Source organism: Microcoleus sp. PH2017_35_SFW_U_B (assembly GCF_020737865.1).
In the GTDB taxonomy this organism is placed as follows: domain Bacteria; phylum Cyanobacteriota; class Cyanobacteriia; order Cyanobacteriales; family Microcoleaceae; genus Microcoleus.
This window is the reverse complement of sequence record NZ_JAEQDE010000021.1, coordinates 186,064-210,204: the sequence shown is the minus strand read 5'-3', so window position 1 is coordinate 210,204 and position 24,141 is coordinate 186,064. Positions and strand designations below refer to the sequence as shown.

Below are 24,141 nucleotides of genomic sequence, written 5' to 3'. Positions count from 1 at the left end.
AGTGAGGACTTCAGTCCTATCTTGTTGGATAAGGACTGAAGTCCTCACTACAAACCTGATTGGGGTTATTTTAAATGTGACGAACCCTACCACTAAAAACCCAAATCCACAGCAATTCGATGGGCGCAAGCAAACCCAGAAAATGCCACCGCATTTAAACCCTGTCCGGGAAACGTACTATCGCCGACACAATACAAACCTGGCATAGAAGTTCGATTAAACGGCATTCCCAACAAACCCATTAACTTCTGGCGGGGAATCGGCCCGTAAGTTCCATCTTCCCGGCCCAAAAAGCGGCGGTGAGAACGCGCCGTCCCAACTTCCATATAATCCAAACCAGCATCTAAACCCGGAAAAATCTTTTCTAATCTGTCAATAATTCTGCCGCCAGCCTCTTCTTTTTTATCCTCGTATTCCTGTGGCGAAAGTCCTTCCCACTCTTCCATCCAACTCGAAGTAAAAGCATGAACAATGTGATATCCTGCCGGAGCTAAATCTGGGTCGAGTACCGTCGGAATTGATACTAAAATAGTTCCTTCTGGCGCTTCCATTTTGTCCCAATCTTCTAACAAAATGTGGTGGCAGGCAGTGCCAGCAGGGATGACGCTGGCTTCTACTCCTAAATGCAAGCTCAAGAAACTGGGGGCTTTTTGATAGCGCTGCTGCCATTTCTTCTCGCTAGCTGGCATCTCTTCAGCAGGTAGCAGTTTCTCGAAAGTATCCCAGCGGGTGGCGTTAGAAACTATCCGCTTTGCCCGGTAAACTTCGCCGGTTACTAGCTCGACTCCGACAGCGCGGCCGTTTTCTGTGATAATTTTTTTGGCTTTAGCTTTGTACTGAATTGTCCCGCCGCATTTTTCTAATCCTTCTACTAATTTTTGGGCAATTTGACCGACTCCGCCTTTGGGATAATTGATACCGCCGTAATGTCTGTCAGAAAATACCATTCCGGCGTTAATCATCGGCGTTAAGTCTGCGGGTACTACAGACCAGTAGTAGCATTCCATGTCGATAAATTTCAGCAAAGTCGGGTCTTTTATGTAGCGCCGCGCTATGTCGCCAGTATTTTGAGGGAGATATTTTACTAATCCCAAACAGGCTAAAGGATTCTGAAAAAAGACTCGAACTAGATATCCAGGTTCTTCTAGGGATAGCAATTCCATGCCGTTGAGGCAGTTGAATACGTTCCAGCATTCGCCGTAAAATTTCTGGATGCCTTCGCGCTCGTGAGGAAACCTGTCAATTAATTCTTGCAAGTATTTGTCATAAGGCTGGGGAACTTCCAGATCGAGACCTGAGGGTAGGTGATAGTGAAGCTGTACCGGGTCGGGGATTGTTTCTAGGGTGACGTTGACGGCTTTGAGGGCGCGGGTGAGGAGGTTGGTGGTGCCGCGCTGTCCGAACCCAAATATCATGGAGGCTCCGACATCAAATCTGTAGCCTTCTCGATCGAAATATCCAGCACTACCCCCCGGAATTGTGTAGCTTTCGAGCACCAAAACTTTGGCTTTCTTGGCTGCTAGCTGGGTTGCAGTCACGAGTCCGCCAATGCCGGAACCGATGACTATCACATCAAACTCTTGCTCTGTCGGGCGGGAGTTGGCGGAGAATAACTGGGATTGGGTAGGGGCTGACATTAGGTTAAAAATCTTAATATTTTTACAATTTTACAGTCGATCGCTCCAGAAGGAAGAAGTCCTTAGTCCTTAGTCATTAGTCAGCAGTCATTAGTTATTTGTTAGTGGCTACCAATTCCCGATGCTATAAGGCCCAATGCCCTGTTTGGCCAATGCCCAATTACCAATTCCCCGTGCCCCTGCTTCAAAAAAAATGCGGGAACAGTCTACCATTGCCGACTGCCCCCGTCTGCCTATCCTTTGAGAGGAGAACACTAAAAATTACTATAGCCTTGTTGCTAATTTATGTCAATACTATTGAAAATATATTTCAATAAAGTGACGAAGGTCTACAAACAAAGAGACTTATAGGATTTTAGATTTTAGATTCAAAGAATGGAAGATTGTGATAAGTTGCACAGAGCGATCGTTAGCGAAGTCCGCCCCTACGGGGGGCTACGCCAACGAAAACGATCGCACCGCATCAAATCCTTCAAATCTAGCAATTTCCCCAATTTCCTCATGCCCCTGCAACTGCGCGTTTACGTTCCGCCCCACCCGTTAATTAAACATTGGCTGGCTGTCGCCCGCGACGCCGCCACCCCATCGGTACTTTTTCGTTCTGCGATGACAGAATTGGGACGCTGGCTGGCCTACGAGGCAATTCGAGATTGGCTACCGACAGTGGAAGCAACGGTGCAGACGCCTTTGAGCCCATGTGCGGCGACGTTTATTAACCCGGAAGCTCCGTTGGTTGTGGTACCGATTTTGCGGGCTGGTTTGTCACTGCTGGAAGGAATTCAGACGGTTGTGCCGCTGGCTTCGATTTACCATCTAGGTATGGCGAGGAATGAGGAGACGCTGGAGCCGACTTGTTATTTGAATAAATTGCCGGCGCAGTTTAACCCCCAAACGCGGGTGATAATTAGCGAGCCGATGCTGGCGACTGGCGGGACGATTGTGGCGACGATGCAGGAATTGATTTCACGGGGAATTGATCCGAGTTTGATTCGGATTATTTCTGTGGTGGCTGCTCCTCCGGCTTTGAAGCGGCTGAGTACGGAGTACCCGAGTTTGGTTCTTTATACGGCAACGATCGACGAAATAGTCAACGAACAGGGGTTTATTGTACCTGGTTTGGGTGATGCGGGCGATCGAACTTACGGCACATAAACCAGGGAATTTTGGATTTTGGATTTTGGATTTTGGATTGACTCGACAGATAACTGTGGGGCTTATATCCGTGTTTGGGTGAGGCGAGCAGTTTCTGGAATTGGTTGCGGAATCTCCGGGAAAAAAAGATGGGCCTGGCGCAGGTAAAAGCAGGCACAGATAAAGTTAAAATCCAAAGTAGAAGTCAAAAATAAATAGCGTTTAGCACTCATTGCCCGTGAAACTTGATTCTGTACCGCCAAACTCGTCTGCTTCTGACTCAGAAACCCCCAATTCTGATTTGCAACCACAAGTACAACTACAAAAACTTAAAGAGACTTCTGAGATTTGTGCTGCTTTAACCCCGGAGCAGGCAGAAGTTTCAGTGAGTGCAAACCCCGATATCTGTCAGGAAGAAAAGCAACTGAAGCCGAAGCACTGGGCAATTTTTGCTTCGACTTTTGTAACTATCTTTTTAGCTGAAGTTGGAGATAAAACTCAAGTTGCGATTTTGTTGATGACGGCTGAATCTCGGAATCCTTGGATTGTGTTTGCGGGTGCGGGTTCGGCTTTGATTGCAACGAGTTTGTTGGGAGTTTTGCTGGGAAGGTGGCTGGCGACTCGAATCGATCCGAAAACTTTGGAGAAGGCTGCGGGAGTGATTTTGCTGGCGATTTCGGCGGTTTTACTTTGGGAAGTGCTGAGTTAAACGATTTTAGATTTTGGATTTTGGATTTTAGATTTGGGAATTACTGATTATGTTTGGGTAAGTCCAAAGAAACCGGGTTTCTGGCTAAATTTAGCGATTAAACCGAGGATTTTGGACAGAAACCCGTTTTCTGGGAGCCTGTGGGTAAGTTGTAGATTTCTAAAAAGCTAACTGATAACTAAAAAAAATATGGATTGGCAACTTTTAGGCATAACTTTTATTACGGTGTTTTTGTCAGAATTGGGTGACAAAAGTCAATTAGCTGCGATCGCCCTTGGTAGCAGTTGCAACTCGCCGCGGGCTGTATTTTTTGGTACGGCGTCGGCGCTGCTGCTGGCGAGTTTCCTTGGTGTTTTGGTTGGACAAGGTACGGCGGAGGTGTTACCGGAGAGGTTGGTAAAGACGATCGCTGCGATCGGATTTGCGGTGATGGGCTTGCGTTTGTTGTGGCCGAAATCTGAATTATCTGATGTGTCAGAAGAATCCGAATAAGAGGACACGGCAGTGCCGTTTCCCTACCCCAATTCATTGTAGGGAAACGGCACTGCCGTGTCCTAATTTTTATGGTTGATTAAACTTCGTTTTGGTAGCACCAGCCAAGCAGCGTACCGCCGACAGCCAACTTTAGCGCTTCCAAAACAAAATATCCTTGGTGCAGTGTATTCATGCCGGCGGGCACTTCTGCTGCGGAGTCGAACAGATTTAGCTGCATTCCCAAGGCGCTCATTTGAGGTGTGAGCCCGTAGGTGTCCACCAGGGCGATCGCCAGAAGTACCAATGATAATACGATTGCTGTGCGGGTACGCTTGCCGGAGTCACCCATTAAATTGCTCAAAACCATCAAACCCGTTGCTACGAATCCCGAACAGATTAACTCAACGCGGTTGAATCCCCAGAACATTAAATTTCCGGCTGTTGCAAAATCAGAAGATACCATCATGCCAGATACGTAGAGACTCGGCATAATAACTAGATCGATAATCAGGCTACCGCTGAGCCAGAAAATTAAGGCTACCATGACAATTGCTTGCCAGCGGGGTCTGATTGATTCTACTCTCGACGATGTAATAGCTGTCATAAAAATTAGACCCTCTAAAATTTTCTTCTGCCTTTTCTAGAGCTTAACGAACTTTTTCCTAAAATCGTGTTAAGTATTTTTAAATTAATGGTAACTTTTGTGTAACTGAATTAGAAGAATTGTTAAGCTTGTCGGCGAAAAGTAACAGTTGAAAAATTGTGGCGATCGCCAAAAACGATTGATAATTACTCATTCCAGCAATATACCGATCAAATTTATGTGTTATTATTACAGTTAAATTGCCAAATATCAAAGATATTAGCCAATGATTGAAATAAACAAAATTCTGGAATTAAGTGCGGCAATAGCCAATCAATTTAAACCAGAAAAAATAATTTTGTTCGGCTCTTACGCCTATGGGAATCCCACGAGCGATTCGGATGTTGATATGTTGGTAATTTTATCTTCAGAAGGTAATAATTTTCGCAAAACTTGGGAAATACTAAGTAAAATTCAACCGAAATTTGCTCTAGATTTATTAGTGCGAACTCCTGCTGAAATTGAACAACGGCTAGCTTGGAATGATTTATTTCTCAGGGAAATTATCGAAAAAGGAAAGGTGATTTATGAATCCGCTGACACTTGAATTCATCGAAAAGCTTGCAAACAAATACGGTTGAGGTTTGGTTTGACTCGACAATACCTAAATTATGCTTTAATTTTATTTTAATTCTTCAGTCTGCGGAGGCAGACATCGTTTATACATACCTGGTTTCAACCGCAGACTCTTATAAATATAGCCTTTCTCAAAAAAGTGATGTATGCCCGCTAGTCCTATGCCCTATGCCCTATGCCCTATGCCCTATCCCCATGAGTACCTCATCTTTCTGAGAAAGGCTATAATATATGCCTAAATTTCAATTCTCATCTTGGCTTCCCCGTCTCCCCACTCAAGTCTGGATTCTCGCCGCCGGCAGATTCCTCTCGCAAAGCGGTAGCGGCTTTACTTTATTTTACGCGCCGATCTTTTTTGTCGATCGCGTCGGCTTGTCTGCAACTGCTGTTGGGATTGGTTTGGGTAGCGGTTCAATCTCGGGAATATTCGGCCGCATTTTGGGCGGTTCTTTTTGCGATTCCCAATTTTGGGGAAGGCGGCGAACTTTATTGCTGGCGGCAATGATTTCGGCTGTCGCTTCTTTTCTGTTGGCGGCGACTCATGATTTTCCAGGTTTAGTTGCTGCTAATTTATTGATGGGTTTTGGTGTGGGTTTGTATTGGCCTCCAACGGAAAGTATGGTTGCGGATTTAACTGAGGGCGCACAGCGACAGGAGGCTTTTGCTGTGACGCGGCTTGCTGATAATTTGGGTTTGCAAGTTGGGATTATTTTGGGCGGTGTTTTGATTGCGGTAACGGGGAATTATCGATCGCTCTTTATGATCGATGGTATCTCGTTTTTAGTGCTGTTTGCGGTGGTTGCAAGTGCGATCGCAGAAACCTACAAACCAGCTAATTCAACGGATACAGGCAAAAAAAGTCTCAAAAATGGCTGGATGGTGGCGTTGGGCGATCGCACTTTGCTAGTCTATGCTTTAGTCAATACTCTGTTTACTCTCTACATTTCCCAAATTCAAACCACGATGCCGTTGTATTTTAGCAAGTTTGTGCAGGCGGGGACATCGGGAACAGGCTTTTCTACGGGTACAATTACGGTTTTGTTTGCTTTTAGCACATTTTTAACTGTGGCTTTGCAGATGCCGATTGTTAAGGCTTTGAGGCGGTTTTCTCATCCCCAAGCTTTGATGATTTCGGCGCTGCTGTGGGGAATGGGGTTTATTGCGATCGGCTTGACGGGAATGGCTGCAACTGGCAATCTATTTTTAGCAGTTGTTGGCTTGACTTTTTTGTCGGTGGCAACGGTTGCTTATACGCCTTTTGCTTCGGCTTTGGTGGTGGATTTAGCACCGGAGTCTTTACGCGGCGTGTATTTAGCGGTTAATTCTCAGTGTTGGGCGATCGGCTATTTAATCGGCCCACCGCTGGGCGGTTTCGCTTTGGATCGAGGTAAATGGGCGGCGGATAATTTCTGGTTGGGCTTGGCTATTAGTGTGATACTGGCGATCGCAATTTTGCAAAAGGTCGATCGAATGTTAAAAAGTAGAATCTAATCATATCAAATAGAATAAATGGCGATTGATGTCAAATCCGTTGGCAATGGAGTAAGATTAAACGAACCGCGAAGGCGCTAAGGACGCGAAGGAAGAGAAAGAAGATGATCCGGTTCTTCCTTCGCGCTCTTTGTGTCTTCGCGGTTTAATCATTCCGATTAACTTATTTTCGCCGATCGCCCAATTTGCGATAAACCGCCCTCAAATCAACCTGATGGTGAGCCAAAGCAACCAAAGCGTGATAAAATAAGTCCGCAACTTCCCCGGCGATTCCGTCTTTATCATCATCTTTGCAAGCCATCACAACTTCCGCCGACTCTTCGCCAATCTTCTTGAGAATCTTGTTATCCCCGCCCTCGAACAACTTGCAAGTATAAGAAGTTTCGTTAGGATTGTCACGCCGATCGCAAATTACGTCAAACAATTGAGATAACATATCCCCCGGCGGCGCCACAATTTCCCCGTCAACTTGGTGAAAACAACTTCTTTCACCCGTGTGACAAGCAATATCTCCCACTTGTTCGACAGTCACCAGCAAAGCATCGCTATCGCAGTCGTAACGCAGCCCTTTGACATTTTGAACGTGTCCCGAAGTCGCCCCTTTGTTCCACAATTCGGCGCGAGAACGGCTCCAGAACCAAGTTTGACCGGTTTTCATGGTTTTTTCGAGCGACTCCCGATTCATCCACGCCATCATCAACACTGTGCCGTCTAAGTAATCTTGGACGATCGCAGGCACTAAACCGCGATCGTCATAACGGATCTTTTCAATTGGGATCGATCGGCTCAAACTAGATAAATCAGTACCAGACATAATTTTATTGCAGCTTTTCATATAAATTAACGCTTTCGTGTCGGATATTTTTTTTTATTAACCGCAGAGAGCGCAGAGGACACAGAGAGAAGAGAGGAGATTAGGCAAGTGATTGGCCAATTGTCAAGAACTATTTTACAAATTATTACAATTGAGACCTAGGAGTGCTAGTGCGACAAATCCTAAAAAACCCGAGCTAGTATTGCTACTGATTGGTTTGTATCCTAAAATCTACTACTATAGTTTCCTTGAATCGGCTTAGCCTTTAACCAGAAGTCGCTATATTAAGTATCCTACCAACAACAGACCTTCACTAAGGAGAAAACATTGGTTTCTACAACCTTGAAAACCACCAAATCAGAAGAAATATTCGCCGCCGCCCAGAAATTGATGCCCGGTGGCGTTAGTTCCCCCGTCCGCGCCTTCAAATCCGTAGGCGGACAGCCCATCGTCTTTGACAGGGTAAACGGAGCCTACATTTGGGATGTTGACAGCAACCAATACATTGACTACGTAGGTACTTGGGGCCCCGCCATCTGCGGCCACGCCCACCCCGAAGTCATCAAAGCCCTCCACGAATCCTTAGAAAAAGGTACGAGTTTCGGCGCACCCTCCCTCTTGGAAAACGTCCTCGCCGAAATGGTCATCGATGCCGTTCCCAGCATTGAAATGGTACGATTTGTCAATTCCGGTACCGAAGCTTGTATGGCCGTTTTGCGGCTGATGCGAGCCTTCACCGGGCGCGACAAACTGATTAAATTTGAAGGCTGCTATCACGGACACGCCGATATGTTCCTGGTAAAAGCAGGTTCCGGCGTGGCAACTCTCGGCCTTCCAGACTCTCCCGGCGTGCCGAAATCCGTTACCGCCAACACCCTCAACGCTCCGTACAATGATTTAGAAGCAGTCAAAGCTTTATTTGCCGAACATCCTGGCGAAATCGCAGGCGTGATGCTAGAACCTGTTGTAGGAAATGCCGGTTTTATTGTACCGGATGCAGGTTTTCTCGAAGGTTTGCGGGAAATTACCAAAGATAACGGTGCTTTGTTGGTGTTTGACGAAGTAATGACTGGTTTCCGCATCGCCTACGGCGGAGCTCAGGAAAAATTCGGTGTCACCCCAGATTTGACAACCTTGGGTAAGGTTATCGGCGGCGGTTTGCCCGTGGGAGCTTACGGCGGAAGGCGCGATATTATGGGGATGGTGGCTCCCGCAGGCCCGATGTATCAAGCTGGTACGCTTTCGGGAAATCCTTTGGCGATGACTGCTGGGATTAAAACTTTGGAATTGCTGCAAAAACCCGGCACTTACGAACAGTTGGACAGGATTACGAAAAAACTGTCCGAGGGATTGCTGAAAATTGGTAAGGAAGCGGGACACGCTGTTTGCGGCGGACAAATTAGCGGGATGTTTGGCTTGTTTTTTGCGGCGGGCCCGGTTCACAATTACGATGATGCGAAAAAGTCTGATGTAGCAAAGTTCGGCCGCTTTCACCGGGGAATGTTGGAGCACGGAATTTATCTCGCTCCTTCGCAGTTTGAAGCTGGATTTACTTCTTTGGCCCATACTGACGAAGATGTCGATCGAACTTTAGCAGCCGCGCGCGAAGTGATGGCTAGTATTTAAGGCTTTGCAGTCAGGAATGCAAGTTCTTAAAACTCAGAGATAAAAAATTAAAGTCCTGACTGTTTTTTGCAGTCAGGACTTTAATTTTTAACAAATAGCCAATCCGCGTTAAAAACCTCTCGGGGCTGTAGCAAAAGGCGAGAAACCCGGTTTCTACAAAATTTTGTGTTTAGTAATGAGAAATCTATGAAGAAACCAGGTTTCTGAGAATTTTTTATTTTTTCGACAACCTATTTAATAACTAATGACTAATGACTGCTATTCGATCGCGGGGACAGCACTATGACTAATGACTAATGACTAATGACTGCTATTCGATCGCGGGGACAGCACTATGACTACTGTCAACTGTCAACTGTCAACTGTCAACTGTCAACTGTCAACTGACTAATTTACTCATTAAGAAATTCACCTTCACAGATAATCGAGTCTCTGTTCTCCAAATCTTCTTGATTCCAAATCGCATTTAATGCTGCCGAACTTAAAGAACTTGAGATCGTATTTAATGTGGTGTTGTAGTATTCTACAGCATTATTAAGTTCCATCTGTGGGGCTTCTTTGAAATAGGAATTAATATCAGGCGTGCAGCGCTGGGCTTGATAGTACAAATAAGCTTCAGCATTAATACACATTACGTGGTAAAAATCCCTATTTGCTGTTGCAATATCTCCCAATTTGTACAGCGCTAAACCCCGGTTGAGATAAGCTTTAACGTAGTTGGGTTCGAGTTCCACTGCTTTGTTAAAGTCTTCAATCGCCAGCTCCATTTGTTTTAATTTATAGCGAACGCATCCTCTGTTATAATAGGCATAAACATTGTTGTGGTCGATGCCGAGTGCTGTGTTATAATCGGCGATCGCCTGGGTGTTGTCTCCTAATTGGTGATAACAGAGTCCGCGATTTATGTAAGCTTTGATATATCTTGGATTCAACCGTAGCGTTTCGTTAAAGTTCTCCGTTGCTGCTTGTTTTTCTCCCAAAAGGTAGTAAGCGCGGCCTCGGTTGTAATAGGTTTTATAATTTTGCGAATTGATAGAGAGAGCTCGATCGTAGTCTTCTATTGCTTCTTCGTAATGTCCTAAATTAGCAAGTACGAGTCCCCTGTTGTTGTAGATAGCGTGGCTGTCAGGCTTATTTACTAAAGCACAGTTGAGATCGTCAATGGCTTTTTCGTTTTCTCCGAGATGGCGCCAAGCATTGCCTCGATTCAAGTATGCCTCGAACAAATTAGGATTGATATCTAGTGCTTGGCTGAGGTCTGCGATCGCCTTTTGGTAGTCTTTCATATAATAGTAAACCAAGCCGCGATTGTTGTAAGCTTTGGCATCGGCGGGATTGACTTGCAGTATCTGATCGAAGTCCTCAAGTGCCGCTTCGTAGTTGCCTTGCTTGGCGCTGTGCAACCCGCGCTTATAAAAATGGTTGAGGTTCGATTCTTTGATGTTCATAGGTCAACTTTCATTCCTTGCTGGATTCTGGATTGATTCCTTTGCACTCAGTGTTGAGTTCGACAGAGGTTAATCTGTTGAAAGAGCATCCACACAGCACCCCGATTAACTCTTAACTGATTCCAGGAAATCTACCCGAAACAGGATTTTAGGTTTATCTTAACAGCAGTTAAATCCTGTTAAAAGAGCCTGTAGCTCGGCTGCATTTACTTCGTGAGTTCGATTTTTTACCCGATCGACTTTTGAGCAAAAATCGAGTTTTCGTTGGCGTTATCTGTCTCTAGATGCCGAGGCGATCGGCTAATCACCAAATTCAGCTTACGAGGCTGCGAGGCTACAAATCACTACACGTACTCTGTTCTGGTAAGATTTATATCTCGATTCTCAAATTGGTCTCAGTATTTTCCGCACCTAGTCTCTACAAACTTTTGTTGGGTAATTACCAATTCCCGATTACCCATTACCAATTAGCGATTGATTTCCTCTTCCACATAAACTCTCAATTTCTCCAAATCGGGAAGTTCGACCAATTCTTTTTCCTTTTCCTGAACAGAGATAGGCACCCTCACAGGTGTGCGCTGTTCTATCCAGCAACTCGCCAGCGGCAAAGTTTGTTCCAAATCTTCCAAAGGCCTGGGAATTACCATCACGGCGTTCAACTCGCCAATGCGCTCAGCTTCGTACATCCCGGCTTCTACGGCGACTGCGACATCTGCGACTGCACCGCGAATAATTGCCGTGCACAAACCGGCGCCAATTTTCTCGTAGGCGGCTAAGTGTACGTCGGCGGATTTGAGCATAGCATCGCAAGCGCCGACCATTGCGGGAAATCCCCGCGTTTCGAGCAAACCGATCGCCTGATTGCTCAGTCGAGAATAACTACCGCTTTCCGACAGTTGAGTTAGGCGAAAGCCGATCGGCAAAACCACTTCCAAATTAGCCAAAGGCCTAGCAATCACCAGCTTAGAAACAAACTGTCCGAATTGTTCGGCTGTCTGAGCTCCTGCTTCCACAGCCAAACGCACGTCGGAAATGCGCCCGCGGACGATCGCCGTACAGTGACCGGAACCTATTTTCTCGTATCCTACTAAAATGACCCCTGCGGACTTCAGCATCATGTCAGCAGTCCCGACAATTGCCGGAAAACTCTTGGTAGATACCAAGCCCAAAGCGGTGTCTTTGAAATATTCCTGGCGCTGCGATCGCCCGGAGTCACTGCTGTTACGATCTATTTGTCCGTCCATCTTCGATTACCCTTAGAAACTTCCAAAAATAAAAATTTGTTGATAGTTTTAGTGTCTCAGATGAGAAGACAAACTGCACGAGCTGCAAGATACATATTTATGCTGCAAGACCTTAAAAATTGCTGAGCTACAAATAATATGAGATTACCTATTTATATTTTTTTGATTCTTCCTTAAGCATAACTGCCTTTTGTAGAAATTACCATGCCCCAAAATGGATACCAGCACCAGACACTCATGAGGGTCGAGATCGAAAATTTAGACAATATTTTAACGTCTCAGATTCATCTGTGGAATAAATCTCAAATCGAAAAATGGAAAATCTCAAATCCAATGACCTCTATCCGGTACCGCCCGAGAGAGTTTGACCGTTGTCCTGCGATCGATTAAAAGCTTGTCGGTGCGGAAACAGCGTCCCCAGCAACTGATTGATGTGAGCTTGACCGTACAGAATAGTTGGGACTTCTCCTGGTTGGGGAGGCGGATTGGCGGCGGTTTCTGGTGATGGATCTGGGGCTGTCTCTGGCGGTGTTTGAGGCTGTGTTTGGGCGGGTTCGGGCGGGTCGTCGATCGGGCGATCGACGGTTGGTTCAACTGGTGGCGTAGTGCCTGTGGGGGTTTCCGGTGCAGCGGTTTGGGCTTCTGCGGTTTCTGCGGTTTCTGCGGTTGGTTCTGCTGCGACTCGGCGGCTGGTATCTCCGATCAGAGAACCTGCGGGCAAAATTTGCATTTGGTCGATCGCAGGATTAATCAGCGTTGTTCCCGCGCCAATACAGGCATTTGCGCCAATCTTCCCCGCACCTACCACCAACACTCCTGCACCCAGCATTGCGCCCGCTGCGATTTCGAGAGTACCTTCGCGGGCGTGAAGGATAACTCCCATACCGATACAGGCACCGGCGGCGATCGAGATCCGGCTACCCGGATCTGCTTGGAGGATGACTCCTGGGGCGATCGCCACACCTTCATTCACAACTACATCGCCACTCAGGAAAATCTGAGAGTTGCTACTTAATTGCAGTGGCGATAAATACATTCAACTTCACCTTGAAATGAGCTATGATTTTAGATAAAACGACTTTAATTTATCGCTTTTTAGAATGATTTCTTTAACTCTATCAATCTAATAAACGATTATTTACTAATAATGAAAAGCTCGATTTGGACTTACAAATTACCCGAAATAATTGCTTGAAAGCCGGAAGCCTTTTAAGGAGAAATTAAAATCAGACGATTCATTACTCCAATCCCATTCAACTGTCAACTGTCAACTGTCAACTGTCAACTGTCAACTGTCAACTGTCAACTGTCAACTGTCAACTGTCAACTGTCAACTGTCAACTGTCAACTGATTCTCCCGCTAGCCCAACGCGAGCACTTAACGGGAGAAAGCAGCTAATTACCTGACAAATTATGGTCGTTGGATAATTTCTTCGAGTACCCGGCGCTTGGCCTTGGAGTCGATACCGAGCAAGCGGACGTAATCGCCACTGTGTTCTGTCATACAGCTTTCGAGAGCCGAAATTACTTCGGATTCGCGGTTGGTGGCGATCGGCGCGCAACTGCTCCAAGAACCTGTGCGGAAACGGCGCGCGTCGGCGTGTTCCGTGCCAATTTTGTAGCCTTGGGAGAGCAGATTGCGGATTTGGTCGATCGTCTTGCCGGTCAACTTTCCACTTCCAGCCGAACCAGTCGTCGTGGCTTTGAATGCTGATGTTGCACCCGGTTTAGCCGATTGAGCCACAGGGCCATCGGGACGCTGAATCAGTTCTTCAACTACGCGGCGCTTAGCTTTCGGGTCAATCCCGATCAAGCGCACGTATTCGCCCGGATATTGGTTCATCACAGATTCTAAAGCGGCGATCGCCTCAGATTCGTTTCTGACTTGCAGCGAAGCCCCGCTTTGCCAAGAACTGGTGCGGAAGCGGCGCGCGTCGGCGTGTTCTGTGCCAACCTTGAAGCCTTGAGCTAGCAAGCCGCGAACTTGAGCCACTGTTTCCGCGCTCAATTTGCTGGATGCGGAACCGCCATTTTGATAGGCAGTTTGTGCAACTTTACCGTTAGATTTGTGAGTTGTGGCGCCGTTACCGTTAGAGCCGTTTTCTCCCGGTCTTTGGACGATTTCTTCGAGTACGCGACGCTTGGCTTTGGTGTCAATCCCGATCAAGCGGACGTATTCTCCTTGGTGATCGGCCATACAAGCCGACAAAGCTGCGATTACTTCAGAGTCGCGAGTTGAGGAAATTGGGCCGCAAGTGCGCCAAGAACCGGTACGGAACCGACGGGCGTCGGCATATTCCGCTCCCACGCTGTATCCTTGGGCTAGCAAATTGCGGATGCTATCGGCTAGAGAGGAACTCAATTGGGTGCCGGCATAGGTAGAATAATTCATTTGAGTGATATTTGAGTTTTTAGCTTGCTCGTTGCGAATTGGTGCTAGACAAGCGATGTTGTCAGCGCAGCGATAACCCGTTCTCAGAGCGTCATTGATGCCGATGACGTGGGTCGCAAATTTAACATCTGAATCTTGAACGTCAGGCAGGCGATCGGCTTGCTGCTGATTAGTGATGATGGCTCCCGAAGGTATGTACTTACCGGGAGGAATCTCCACATCTTGAATTAATACGTGCATCATGACAATGCAGCCGTTGCCCACTCTGGCATTGAACACCGTAGAGCGAAAGCCGATAAAGCACTCGTCGCCCACGTATGCCGGGCCGTGAATTAAACTCATGTGGGTGAGGGAAGTATTTTTCCCCACCCACACAGAATAGGATTTGTCGTCGTCTCCTGTGACTCGGCCTTGTTCTAAACCGTGAATCACTACTCCGTCTTGAATGTTGCTTCCTCCTCCGATATAAAAAGGAGTGCCTTCATCGGCGCGGATAGATGTCCCGGGGGCAATCATCACATTAGAACCGATATGCACATCCCCAATAATGTTAGAAAAGGAATGTACGTAGGCGGTGTCATGAATTTTGGGCTCAGCCAAGTTTTTCGACCAAGGCGTCGGGGGAGCCGCAACGTTGCGGACTGCCATAAATTAAGTTCTCCTAAAACTGAAAATTTTTTTTAGTTGTTAGTTGTTAGTTGTTCACTGTCAACTGTCAACTGTCAACTGTCAACTGCCAACTGTCAACTGTCAACTGCCAACTGTCAACTGTCAACTGTCAACTGCCAACTGTCAACTGTCAACTGTCAACTGTCAACTGTCAACTAGCGGTACGGGTCGTCTTTTTTACTGTAAATGAGGCGATTTTCTACATTGACAGTATCTATAATGCCTACTACCAGAGCATCGATCGGACGGTTTTCGCTCCCTGGCGCGATCCGGGCCCCGCTGCCGCGGGTGACTAAAACCCATTCATCTATACCAGCGCCCACACAGTCAGCGGCTACTTCATAGCCGGGAACTGGCGAACCTTCTTCATCGATGAATTGCAGCAGTAGAAATTTCGATCCTCTCAGCGTCGGCTCTTTTTGGGTACTGACAACTGTGCCGAGAACTTTGGCCATTTGCATTTTAGGTAATAGGTAATTGGTAATTGGTAATTGTCATTTTTACACCGTCACTTGTCTTTTTTTTATGAGTTTTTTTTAGTCTAATTTCTGCATAAAATAGTAGTTTCTTCTACTAACTAATGACTAATGACTCATAACTCATAACTCATGACCCGTAAAACAAACGGATACAAGCTCTAGACGATTTTGACTGTCGATTCCAAAATCTTAGATTTAAACTTAAATCTCCCAGATTAATCTGTGGAGTCAATTTTAAAATCTAAAATCTAAAATCTAAAATCTAAAATCGACTGACTAATAACCAATATCCCATGACTACCTCAATTAAAAATTAAAAATATTAAATCAAAAACATCGCGATTTTTAATTTTTAATTTTTAATTTTTAATTACCAAACGCCCCTAACAGCCTCGGGCTTGTATTAAGATCTGTTGAGAGGACGAATGCCGCTCACGCCTTCGCGGAACTGTTCTACAGCTTCGGTGTAGCGAATGGGTAGCACGTATTCCAAGTTTTCGTGAGGGCGGGCGATAATGTGGGTGGACATCACTTGTCCGCCGTTAACGCGCTTCACTGACTCTACTCCGGCGGCTACGGAAGCTTGCACTTCCGAGACATCTCCTCTTACAATGACAGTAACGCGAGCGCTACCGATTTTTTCGTATCCTACCAAGGTGACGCGGGCTGCTTTGACCATCGCGTCAGCGGCTTCTACAACTGCGGGGAAGCCTAAGGTTTCGATCATGCCAACTGCAATTGCCATTGGTTTTACTCCTGATTGAATATTTTGGGAACTAAACTGTAAATTTTTGACGATCGCGCTGCTTTTCGTCAAACGTTTCGTCAAACGAATTTTTAGCGCGCTAAGAACTTAGTAGCCTCGGAACTGCTCTACTGCTTCTGTATAACGAATTGGTAGAACATATTCTAGGTTTTCGTGGGGGCGAGCGATGATGTGGGTAGAGACGACTTCTCCGCCGTTCACCCGCTTGACGGATTCCACTCCTGCTGCAACTGAGGCTTGGACTTCCGACACGTTGCCGCGCACAATTACGGTGACGCGAGCGCTGCCGATTTTTTCATAGCCCACGAGGGTAACGCGAGCAGCTTTAACCATAGCGTCGGCAGCTTCCACAACAGCGGGAAAACCTTTTGTCTCAATCATTCCCACGGCAATTGACATTTTTGAATCTCCAAGTTGAGGATTAGCGGAATTACCGTAACAAATCTTTGAGAAATCTAAAAATTTGGACGGGGAGGCCCACATTATTTAGGAATGCAGTGTAAAGCTTCCTATCCTTATAGAATAGGGGAAGCTGTCCACCTTGACAATATAAACTAACATCATAATGTTTAATAACAAAAATTAAATTTTTTTATGTTACTTCAAATATTTTAATATTTATTTAATAATCTTAATATATAGAGGAGTAGATGCGGGCGGCGAGCTGGCAGTCAAGTAAGTACAAATACCTGTAAACTAGAGTTCGGTGGGTGGGGGCTGGGGATGTCGGTGTCGGTCAACTTCGAGATTTCCCAGGGGGGATCGCGGGTAAACAGACAAAAAAGACAGTCTTGGCCGAGATGCGGGCTTTTTTTTTTGAGTGCCGACCCCCAGCAGCCTGTAATTTGGTATTCAGAGAATACTAAGTTTTGATGCTTTAATGTATAGTTAATTTTGGGTGCAAATTATTTTGCTAAAGCTATACGATCGGGTTTAGTCAAAGTTTTACGTCAAATTTTTACACTGTGGCGCGATCGCCCGGAACTGCCTTTGTATAAAGGTAGCCGGTAATTTGAAGTTTAAGGAATAAATTAAATGACAGAATTTCTCCTCCAAACCTGTTGGTGGATACCTTTATATGGCTTAATAGGCGCGATTCTAACTTTGCCGTGGTCTACGGGAACCGTTCGCACAACAGGGCCAAGACCTGCGGCTTACTTCAATTTACTGATGAGTGTGTTGGCTTTCATCCACGGGTCAGTGATTTTTACAGCAACTTGGGATCGAGCGCCCCAACATTTGCTCCTCCACTGGGTGCAAGCAGCAGATTTAGATTTGTCTTTTGCCATAGAAATCTCCACGACCAGCGTCGGAGCAATGGAGCTAGTGACAGTTTTGAGTTTGCTAGCACAAATTTACGCTCTCGGCTACATGGAAAAAGACTGGGCGCTAGCTCGATTTTTTGGGCTGCTAGGTTTTTTTGAAGCGGCAATTAGCGGGATTGCGATTAGCGATTCGCTGCTGCTAACCTACGGTTTGCTGGAAGTGCTGACACTCTCAACTTATTTGCTAGTCGGGTTTTGGTACGCTCAACCGCTGGTAGTGACGGCGGCTAGAGATGCGTTTTTAACCAAGCGTGTAGGAGATGTACCGCTGCTGATGGGAGTAGTGACGCTTTCAACTTTAGCCGGAAGTTTGAATTTTTCTGATTTAGAAGAATGGGCGGAAACTGCAACTTTATCTCCTTTAGTTGCGACTCTTTTAGGCTTGGCTTTAATTGCCGCACCTACAGCCAAGTGCGCTCAATTTCCGTTTCACCTGTGGCTCGACGAGGCGATGGAAGGGCCGAACCCGGCTTCGATTATGCGGAATACGGTGGTTGTGGGTGGTGGGGCTTATGTTTTGATTAAACTTCAGCCTGTTTTAGCGCTGTCGCCGATAACTGGTTTGGTGCTGGTGGTTTTGGGTGCGGTGACGGCTGTTGGGGCTTCCTTAGTGGCGATCGCCCAAATCGATATCAAAAGAACACTATCGCATTCTACCAGCGCTTCTATGGGTTTAGTGTTTATCGCGGTCGGGCAGAATCACGTTGACATTGCATTGCTGTTGCTGTTCGCGCACTCGATCGCCAAAGCACTATTATTCATGAGCATAGGGTCAGTGATTGTCACAACCAACACTCAAGATTTAACAGAAATGGGTGGGTTGTGGTCAAAGATGCCCGCCACGACAATGGCTTATTTAGTTGGCGCTGCGGGGATGGTAGCCCTATTGCCGATGGGCAACTTTTGGGTAATGCGACGGTGGCTGAACGGTTTTTGGACAGTGCCATTGTGGTTGGTAGTTGTGCTGCTGTTAGTTAACGGTTTAACTGCGCTCAATTTAACTCGCGTATTCGCCTTAGTATTTGTCGGAAAACCGCAACCCAAAACTCGCAGAGCTCCCGAAGTCGGTTGGCCGATGGCTTTGCCGATGGTAATTTTGACGGTGATTGGGCTGTTAGTGCCTTGGATGTTGCAGCAGTGGCAACTTTTAATTAGTTGGACTGGGCCTTGGGCGGAAACTGGGGATTTTGATAGTTTAAATTTGCTGTTGAAGACTCTGGATACTCCACTGTTGGTGTTATCTGGCTTGATTGGGGTTGGGGCTGGCGTGGCGATTTATTGGTACAACGTTTTACCTCGACCGGTACGACTGCCGATTCCAGCGGTGCAGGATTTGTTTGCTTACGACTTTTATATCGATCGAGTTTACCGCTTGACTGTGGTTTGGGCCGTAGCTTCTATTGCGAAAGTCAGCGCTTGGACTGACAAGTATGTAGTAGATGGGGCGGTGAATTTGTTCGGTTTTGCCACAATTTTCAGCGGTGAAGGTTTGAAATACAGCGGCACCGGTCAATCGCAGTTTTATGTGTTGACTATTGCGGGGGGAGTTGCGGCGTTACTGGCGCTGATTATTTGGCAATTCTAAACCGCAGATTTTGGTGGATGAACGGGGATAAACGCAGATAAATTGTTTTTGGTTTGTCTGCTTTGTCCCTAGTTTTATTCAAAGTCGATCGGCCACAATTCTATAACCGGAACTTCCCAACCGGGTAAAAGTTCGGGCAGTGAAATTATGTCGTAGTGCTGTCGCCCCCGAGCGAGTATTGTACACCTTGCTCGGGGGGGACAGCACTCCCAGAAAAGATATTTTTTGCAAAAATGAGATGCTCCCATTTAACTTGCAAATCTTCTCGATCTGTAAGACTAGAAGTCATAGGAGGATTTTCGAGAAATTTGCATCTATTGTAATAAGAAAATTAACCGATCGCTATTTTATGCAGTGGCTTTGGGTTAATCTTAAATATAGTTCTAAATATTGTGTAATAAAGGAAAGTTTTAATTGATGCTCAGTGCTTTAATCTGGATACCAATGTTGGCGGCCGCCCTGATTGGGTTTTGGCCCGGTGCGATCGCCTCTAAAATAGTTCGGAATGCCGCGATCGCCATTGCGGGTGTAACTTTTATTCTATCGGTGTTTGTGGCAGCTCAGTTTGATGCCAACAGCAGTCAATTACAGTTTTCGGAATTTATTCCTTGGATCGATGATTTGGGATTTAATTACAATCTCGGCGTTGATGGTTTGTCTCTGCCCTTAGTAATTTTAAATACCCTACTGACAGGTGTAGCGATTTACGCTACGGATGAGGCGATCCGCAGACCTCGACTTTATTATTCTTTGATGCTGTTAATTAGTGGCGGCGTCACCGGAGCTTTTTTATCTCAAAACTTGTTGCTATTTTTCCTGTTTTTCGAGGTAGAACTAATTCCGCTTTACCTGTTAATTGCAATTTGGGGAGGCGAGCGCCGAGGCTATGCCGCTACTAAGTTTTTAATCTATACGGCATTTTCGGGAATAGTATTGCTGGCTGCTTTCTTGGGTGTAGCTTGGCTCAGCGGTGCTTCTAGTTTTGATATGGTTGGTGCAGCCGGTGCATCGCATTTGGAAGGAGGCTCGCCGTTGCCTTTGGTCAGACAAATTGTGTTGCTGGCAGGGATATTGCTCGCTTTTGGGATTAAGATTCCATTAGTGCCTTTTCATACTTGGCTGCCAGATGCTCACGTAGAAGCTTCGACTCCGGTTTCGGTGCTGCTGGCGGGGGTGCTGTTGAAGCTGGGAACCTACGGGATGCTGCGCTTTGGTTTGGGTTTGTTCCCGGATGCGTGGGCGGTGGCTGCGCCTTGGTTGGCGAGTTGGGCGGTGGTGAGTGTGCTTTACGGGGCTAGTTGCGCGATCGCCCAAAAAGACATGAAAAAAATTGTAGCTTACAGTTCGATCGCGCACATGGGCTACATTTTGTTAGCTAGCGCCGCAGCTACTGAGATTAGTATGATAGGAACTGTGTTGCAAATGGTTAGCCACGGTTTAATCTCCGGGTTGCTATTTTTGAGTGTCGGGATTGTTTACAAAAAATCCGGCAGTCGCAACATAGATGTGCTCAAAGGTTTGTTCAATCCCGATCGCGGTTTGCCGGTAATTGGCAGTTTAATGATTGTCGGTGTAATGGCGAGTGCCGGCATTCCCGGGTTGTCGGGATTTATTGCTGAATTTTTGATATTTAGGGGCAGTTTACCAGTGTTTCCGATCCAAACTTTGCTCTGCATGATCGGGACTGGTTTGACTTCAGTTTACTTTTTAATTATGGTCAACCGCGCCTTTTTCGGGCGCCTTTCCGATTTGGTGGTGAATTTGCCGCAAGTCCGCTGGGGCGATCGCATTCCTTCGCTAGTTTTAGCCGTAATCATCACCATCATGGGATTGCAGCCGGGAGTTTTAGTGGCTTTGAGTGAGAAAACTGCGATCGGCTTAGTATCGACTGTACCCGCACAAGTTAAACAAGTTGCTCAAAACTTGGAGTGAAATCTTTCATAGGTATGTAGTTGCGCTTGAGCGCCGGCCGGCGAAGAGAGCAACTACAAACCTAAAACATAGTTATTCAATGTAGTTGTGCGTTGACTCGCTCTCATGAACCCTCAAGCGCAACTACGAACCAAAGCTAAAACATAGTTATTCAATTAAGGTTGAGGAAATCAAATGACAAGTACCGTATTAAAACCATCTTCCCATCCCCTATCCGCCTACATTGACATCTTGGAATCAGGCAAAGCTTTACTTCCAGAATCTACCGAAAATGTAGTAGAAGTGGTTGGAGTTCTCAAAAGTTACGCCATAGTTCTTGATGCGTATTCTCGCAATCTTAACTACATCGCAGAAGAACAATTTTTAGTGCTTTTCCCGTTTTTTAAATATTTCAACGGAGAAGTGACAGCGCCGAAATTACTGCGCTATTTGTGGCACGATCGCATAAATTTTGAGTATGCCGAATATTGCATGAGAACCATGATGTGGCACGGCGGCGGCGGTTTGGACAGTTATTTGGATACTCCAGAATTTAGCAATTTGGCCGAAAAGGCGATCGCAGCTAAGTTAAAAGGCAACTTTTTGATGCAGGGACTCCACAAAGCATTCCCAGAGTTTTTACCCGAACAAGTGCGGATGTTGGCTTATTACACGGGTTTGGGGCAGTTTTGGCGGGTAATGAGCGATTTATTTATCGATTTGTCCGATCGCTACGAAGCCGGTACAATTAAGTCGATCGCAGAGATAGTAGATTTCGTCTTAGCCGGTTTAGTAAGCGCCGCAGCCCTACCAATCACCTACAGCGTCAAGATTCGCGGCGAAGTCTACGATATCCTGCCCGCATCGGCCAACTTGACATTTTTAGCAGATGTAGCAGTACCTTATGTAGAAGCAGTTTTCTTTAGAGGAACAGCTTTTTTTGGCACAGTTTCCTACAACGCCCAAGCACATCAAATCCCAGAAGAACAAAAAGAATTTAGCTACGGGGCTTTGTTTGCAGATCCTTTACCCATCGGAGGTGCAGGAATTCCACCAACTCAATTGATGCAAGATATGCGGCATTATCTGCCCGATTATTTGCACGAAATTTATCGAACTAGCTGTCGCGGTGAAGACGATTTGCGCGTACAAATTTGCCAAAGTTTTCAGAAGTCGATGTTTTGCGTGACAACAGCGACTATTTTCGGTTTAGCACCTCATCCGATGAACACCTCCGATCCTGAGGAAAAAAAGGCTAATCGGGCTTATTTAGAAGGTTGGATGGATCGATTTGGCACTTCTCGCTTGGATTGGGCAAATCAGCCAACTATCAGGGCTTGTCAGTTGTTCCCGGAAAGATGAAAGAGGCTGGATGTCTGTTGCTACGATCGGGAGCGGAAGCAATCTCGATCGGAATCCAGCACGTCACATCTATGAAAGGCTGGGCTCCGGGCTGCTACCTCTTCTTGAAGCTCTAGATTAACCTTGACAAAGGTTGTAGCATTGGTTAGTATGATAGTACAGTCATACTCGTCAGTCGCATGAAATTAATAATTTATGAGCAAAAAAGTCAGTATTACTTTGGATGACACAATTCTAGATTTTGTCGATCGGCTAGCAAGTAATCGTAGTAGTTTCATAAATGAAATTCTCTGGAAGGAAAAAAGGAGGATTATGATGCAAGAGCTGGAAAATGCTTATAAAGAGCAGGCTAGCGATCCTGATTTTCAAGAAGAGATTTCCGTTTGGGATGTTGCGGTAGGCGATGGTTTAAATGCCTAACGGGATATTAACTTACAAACGAGGAGAAATATGGTGGGTCGATCTAGAACCCACGACCGGTCATGAAACCGGTAAGCAGCGTCCTTGTCTAATTTTGCAGAATGATGTTGGCAATCAAAATGGGACAACTACAATAGTTGCCCCTTTATTGCCTTGGAAAAAAACTTATCCATTCGTTGTGAATGTTGTTCCAACTTCGCAAAATGGACTAAACGGAGAACGGCACATAAACTTAAGTCAAATGAGAGCTGTAGATGCTCAAAGAATTAAAAACAAACAGGGAGTTTTAGAAGATTTTTATTGGGAAGAAATTGAGAAGGCTGTCTGTATTGAGCTGGGTTTTAATTTGGTATTTAAAGAAACATGATTGAGGTTTCGTTTTCTCGCTTCGCTCGTTTATCTATAACGTTTGTCAAGCGCTGTGAGGTACGCTGGCTCCTCCGATGCTTTCGATCTGAGAGTACCTCATGTTACTGAGAAAGGCTATAGTTTCCCAAACTCTTTTGAACCAGCAAACGAAAATGCGGTCAGCATGATAATTTCGATCGCCGATCGCCAATCTAAAAGCTCAAATACCAAATCCCATGACGCACCTTAATGCTATCTAGATTCGGACAAGAAGACTCAGGCCGTGAGAATCAGTTCCACAAGTTCCCAGTAAACCATAGGTTTCAGCTAAATCTTTGACTAAAGCAGTTTGTTTGGGACTCGGTTTCCAAGGATTAGGATTACCGTAAGCATAGTAAATTTCTACGCCGTCAATGCCAAGACGGGCTGCTTCTGGGATTAGTTGATCTGCGATCGATCGATACCGGCAAGGATGTGCTAGAACCGCTAAACCTCCTGCTTCCTGAATCGCTTCAATTACCCTGGCTGCGGAATAAGAAGCGTGGCCTTCAGTGCCTTTACCTCGCAAGTAAGGTGTGAGACTGGGATGTTCAGGATCGAAGGCGTAAGCGAGAATGTGTACGTCGTTTTTGAGCAATTCAGCGTTAATTTCAGCGCCAGTCCAAAGAGTCGGCGCTGCGGTAGTCCTGTCGGGATGCTTTAATTTCCAGTTATCCAGCCAAATTTGAGCTTGAACGTAGCCTTTGGTGCTGTGGTGATCGGTGATAGCGAAGCCTTTGAGGCCACCTGCGATCGCAAGTTCCATCAATTTCTCGGGCTTCAATCGCCCGTCGGAGTAGACTGTGTGCATATGGAAGTTATAGGAACCCGGACAGCTATCGGCATCAATCGTCTGCAAGACTTGTTTGAGTGCCGAGATATTCTGGGATTCTGGTTTGAGGCTAGAACTTGTTGAGGGAGCGAGATTGACCGTCATAAGCATTATTATAAAAAAAACTAGCTTTGTTAACTATATCTAATTTTTTCTTTAAATGTTGGGGGCTGATACCCACAGGTACTTTCAACAGTTGACAGTTGACAGTTGACAGTTG

At 46.0% G+C, this 24,141-nt stretch carries 22 protein-coding genes; 11 read left to right on the top strand and 11 right to left on the bottom strand.

What is annotated here, in order from left to right:
- Positions 1–92: 92 nt before the first annotated feature.
- On the bottom strand, positions 93–1,637 hold the full coding sequence (crtH, locus tag JGK36_RS02405) for a carotenoid isomerase (protein ID WP_293195911.1): 1,545 nt from the start codon (positions 1,635–1,637) through the stop codon (positions 93–95).
- 501 nt (positions 1,638–2,138) lie between these two features.
- Between crtH and upp the strand changes: the two genes are divergently transcribed.
- From upp to JGK36_RS02390, 3 genes are all read left to right on the top strand, one after another.
- On the top strand, positions 2,139–2,789 hold the full coding sequence (gene upp, locus JGK36_RS02400; protein ID WP_293176030.1) for a uracil phosphoribosyltransferase: 651 nt from the start codon (positions 2,139–2,141) through the stop codon (positions 2,787–2,789).
- Between the two features lie 217 nt (positions 2,790–3,006).
- Positions 3,007–3,477 carry a TMEM165/GDT1 family protein gene (locus JGK36_RS02395; protein ID WP_293176022.1) on the top strand — a complete coding sequence of 157 codons (471 nt, stop codon included), beginning with the start codon at positions 3,007–3,009 and terminating at the stop codon, positions 3,475–3,477.
- Positions 3,478–3,666: 189 nt separating this feature from the next.
- Positions 3,667–3,969 (top strand): TMEM165/GDT1 family protein, encoded by a 303-nt coding sequence (locus JGK36_RS02390; protein WP_293176024.1) that lies wholly within the window; start codon positions 3,667–3,669, stop codon positions 3,967–3,969.
- A 79-nt stretch (positions 3,970–4,048) separates the two neighbouring features.
- On the opposite strand, the gene JGK36_RS02385 is transcribed toward JGK36_RS02390, so the two are convergent.
- Positions 4,049–4,555 carry a DUF4149 domain-containing protein gene (locus JGK36_RS02385; RefSeq protein ID WP_293195909.1) on the bottom strand — a complete coding sequence of 169 codons (507 nt, stop codon included), beginning with the start codon at positions 4,553–4,555 and terminating at the stop codon, positions 4,049–4,051.
- Between the two features lie 265 nt (positions 4,556–4,820).
- Between JGK36_RS02385 and JGK36_RS02380 the strand changes: the two genes are divergently transcribed.
- Positions 4,821–5,141 (top strand): nucleotidyltransferase domain-containing protein, encoded by a 321-nt coding sequence (locus JGK36_RS02380; protein WP_293185527.1) that lies wholly within the window; start codon positions 4,821–4,823, stop codon positions 5,139–5,141.
- A gap of 260 nt (positions 5,142–5,401) precedes the next feature.
- Entirely contained in the window at positions 5,402–6,661 is a 1,260-nt protein-coding gene (locus JGK36_RS02375) for an MFS transporter (protein ID WP_293195907.1), read from the top strand.
- Positions 6,662–6,824: 163 nt separating this feature from the next.
- Here JGK36_RS02375 and hisIE read toward each other — a convergent pair whose 3' ends face one another.
- The gene (gene hisIE, locus JGK36_RS02370; protein WP_293195905.1) at positions 6,825–7,475 is read right to left on the bottom strand and encodes a bifunctional phosphoribosyl-AMP cyclohydrolase/phosphoribosyl-ATP diphosphatase HisIE; all 651 of its coding nucleotides are present in this window, start codon (positions 7,473–7,475) and stop codon (positions 6,825–6,827) included.
- Positions 7,476–7,802: 327 nt separating this feature from the next.
- Between hisIE and hemL the strand changes: the two genes are divergently transcribed.
- Positions 7,803–9,101: a glutamate-1-semialdehyde 2,1-aminomutase gene (hemL, locus tag JGK36_RS02365; protein WP_293189571.1), complete on the top strand. Its 1,299-nt coding sequence runs from the start codon at positions 7,803–7,805 to the stop codon at positions 9,099–9,101.
- A 392-nt stretch (positions 9,102–9,493) separates the two neighbouring features.
- Here the strand turns inward: hemL and JGK36_RS02360 are convergent, their stop codons facing one another.
- From JGK36_RS02360 to JGK36_RS02330, 7 genes are all read right to left on the bottom strand, one after another.
- Positions 9,494–10,549, bottom strand: coding sequence for a tetratricopeptide repeat protein (locus tag JGK36_RS02360; RefSeq protein WP_293185533.1), 1,056 nt, complete (start codon positions 10,547–10,549; stop codon positions 9,494–9,496).
- A 467-nt stretch (positions 10,550–11,016) separates the two neighbouring features.
- A complete protein-coding gene (locus tag JGK36_RS02355) occupies positions 11,017–11,793 on the bottom strand; it encodes a BMC domain-containing protein (protein ID WP_293185534.1) in 777 nt (258 codons plus the stop codon).
- Positions 11,794–12,133: 340 nt separating this feature from the next.
- Positions 12,134–12,829, bottom strand: a complete 696-nt coding sequence (locus tag JGK36_RS02350) for a carbon dioxide concentrating mechanism protein (protein ID WP_293189569.1) — start codon at positions 12,827–12,829, stop codon at positions 12,134–12,136.
- Between the two features lie 375 nt (positions 12,830–13,204).
- On the bottom strand, positions 13,205–14,833 hold the full coding sequence (locus JGK36_RS02345) for a ribulose bisphosphate carboxylase small subunit (protein WP_293185537.1): 1,629 nt from the start codon (positions 14,831–14,833) through the stop codon (positions 13,205–13,207).
- 176 nt (positions 14,834–15,009) lie between these two features.
- The gene (locus tag JGK36_RS02340) at positions 15,010–15,315 is read right to left on the bottom strand and encodes a EutN/CcmL family microcompartment protein (RefSeq protein WP_293185538.1); all 306 of its coding nucleotides are present in this window, start codon (positions 15,313–15,315) and stop codon (positions 15,010–15,012) included.
- Between the two features lie 421 nt (positions 15,316–15,736).
- On the bottom strand, positions 15,737–16,078 hold the full coding sequence (locus JGK36_RS02335) for a carbon dioxide-concentrating mechanism protein CcmK (RefSeq protein ID WP_006635058.1): 342 nt from the start codon (positions 16,076–16,078) through the stop codon (positions 15,737–15,739).
- A 108-nt stretch (positions 16,079–16,186) separates the two neighbouring features.
- A complete protein-coding gene (locus JGK36_RS02330; RefSeq protein ID WP_006635059.1) occupies positions 16,187–16,498 on the bottom strand; it encodes a carbon dioxide-concentrating mechanism protein CcmK in 312 nt (103 codons plus the stop codon).
- A gap of 636 nt (positions 16,499–17,134) precedes the next feature.
- Here JGK36_RS02330 and JGK36_RS02325 point away from each other — a divergent pair.
- From JGK36_RS02325 to JGK36_RS02305, 5 genes are all read left to right on the top strand, one after another.
- Complete coding sequence (locus tag JGK36_RS02325) at positions 17,135–19,009, top strand: NAD(P)H-quinone oxidoreductase subunit F (RefSeq protein ID WP_293185539.1); 1,875 nt, start codon at positions 17,135–17,137, stop codon at positions 19,007–19,009.
- 417 nt (positions 19,010–19,426) lie between these two features.
- Positions 19,427–20,941, top strand: a complete 1,515-nt coding sequence (locus JGK36_RS02320) for an NADH-quinone oxidoreductase subunit M (protein ID WP_293189627.1) — start codon at positions 19,427–19,429, stop codon at positions 20,939–20,941.
- A 174-nt stretch (positions 20,942–21,115) separates the two neighbouring features.
- Entirely contained in the window at positions 21,116–22,282 is a 1,167-nt protein-coding gene (locus JGK36_RS02315; protein ID WP_293185541.1) for a CO2 hydration protein, read from the top strand.
- A gap of 195 nt (positions 22,283–22,477) precedes the next feature.
- Positions 22,478–22,702: a hypothetical protein gene (locus JGK36_RS02310; protein ID WP_293185543.1), complete on the top strand. Its 225-nt coding sequence runs from the start codon at positions 22,478–22,480 to the stop codon at positions 22,700–22,702.
- Positions 22,695–23,069 (top strand): type II toxin-antitoxin system PemK/MazF family toxin, encoded by a 375-nt coding sequence (locus JGK36_RS02305; RefSeq protein ID WP_293185545.1) that lies wholly within the window; start codon positions 22,695–22,697, stop codon positions 23,067–23,069. Before JGK36_RS02310 ends, JGK36_RS02305 begins: the two co-directional genes overlap by 8 nt.
- Before the next feature lie 237 nt (positions 23,070–23,306).
- On the opposite strand, the gene JGK36_RS02300 is transcribed toward JGK36_RS02305, so the two are convergent.
- Positions 23,307–24,026 carry a PHP domain-containing protein gene (locus JGK36_RS02300; RefSeq protein ID WP_293185546.1) on the bottom strand — a complete coding sequence of 240 codons (720 nt, stop codon included), beginning with the start codon at positions 24,024–24,026 and terminating at the stop codon, positions 23,307–23,309.
- Positions 24,027–24,141 lie beyond the last annotated feature (115 nt).

Bases quoted from the DNA above. Each gene is read 5' to 3' on its own strand.
- JGK36_RS02385 (WP_293195909.1), bottom strand. From the start codon at position 4,555: ATGACAGCTATTACATCGTCGAGAGTAGAATCAATCAGACCCCGCTGG.
- JGK36_RS02355 (WP_293185534.1), bottom strand. From the start codon at position 11,793: ATGGACGGACAAATAGATCGTAACAGCAGTGACTCCGGGCGATCGCAG.
- JGK36_RS02300 (WP_293185546.1), bottom strand. From the start codon at position 24,026: ATGACGGTCAATCTCGCTCCCTCAACAAGTTCTAGCCTCAAACCAGAA.
- JGK36_RS02390 (WP_293176024.1), top strand. From the start codon at position 3,667: ATGGATTGGCAACTTTTAGGCATAACTTTTATTACGGTGTTTTTGTCA.
- JGK36_RS02335 (WP_006635058.1), bottom strand. From the start codon at position 16,078: ATGGCAATTGCAGTTGGCATGATCGAAACCTTAGGCTTCCCCGCAGTT.
- JGK36_RS02340 (WP_293185538.1), bottom strand. From the start codon at position 15,315: ATGCAAATGGCCAAAGTTCTCGGCACAGTTGTCAGTACCCAAAAAGAG.
- upp (WP_293176030.1), top strand. From the start codon at position 2,139: ATGCCCCTGCAACTGCGCGTTTACGTTCCGCCCCACCCGTTAATTAAA.
- JGK36_RS02330 (WP_006635059.1), bottom strand. From the start codon at position 16,498: ATGTCAATTGCCGTGGGAATGATTGAGACAAAAGGTTTTCCCGCTGTT.
- hisIE (WP_293195905.1), bottom strand. From the start codon at position 7,475: ATGTCTGGTACTGATTTATCTAGTTTGAGCCGATCGATCCCAATTGAA.
- JGK36_RS02325 (WP_293185539.1), top strand. From the start codon at position 17,135: ATGACAGAATTTCTCCTCCAAACCTGTTGGTGGATACCTTTATATGGC.
- JGK36_RS02305 (WP_293185545.1), top strand. From the start codon at position 22,695: ATGCCTAACGGGATATTAACTTACAAACGAGGAGAAATATGGTGGGTC.
- JGK36_RS02375 (WP_293195907.1), top strand. From the start codon at position 5,402: ATGCCTAAATTTCAATTCTCATCTTGGCTTCCCCGTCTCCCCACTCAA.
- JGK36_RS02315 (WP_293185541.1), top strand. From the start codon at position 21,116: ATGACAAGTACCGTATTAAAACCATCTTCCCATCCCCTATCCGCCTAC.
- crtH (WP_293195911.1), bottom strand. From the start codon at position 1,637: ATGTCAGCCCCTACCCAATCCCAGTTATTCTCCGCCAACTCCCGCCCG.
- JGK36_RS02310 (WP_293185543.1), top strand. From the start codon at position 22,478: ATGAGCAAAAAAGTCAGTATTACTTTGGATGACACAATTCTAGATTTT.
- JGK36_RS02360 (WP_293185533.1), bottom strand. From the start codon at position 10,549: ATGAACATCAAAGAATCGAACCTCAACCATTTTTATAAGCGCGGGTTG.
- JGK36_RS02345 (WP_293185537.1), bottom strand. From the start codon at position 14,833: ATGGCAGTCCGCAACGTTGCGGCTCCCCCGACGCCTTGGTCGAAAAAC.
- JGK36_RS02350 (WP_293189569.1), bottom strand. From the start codon at position 12,829: ATGTATTTATCGCCACTGCAATTAAGTAGCAACTCTCAGATTTTCCTG.
- JGK36_RS02380 (WP_293185527.1), top strand. From the start codon at position 4,821: ATGATTGAAATAAACAAAATTCTGGAATTAAGTGCGGCAATAGCCAAT.
- JGK36_RS02320 (WP_293189627.1), top strand. From the start codon at position 19,427: ATGCTCAGTGCTTTAATCTGGATACCAATGTTGGCGGCCGCCCTGATT.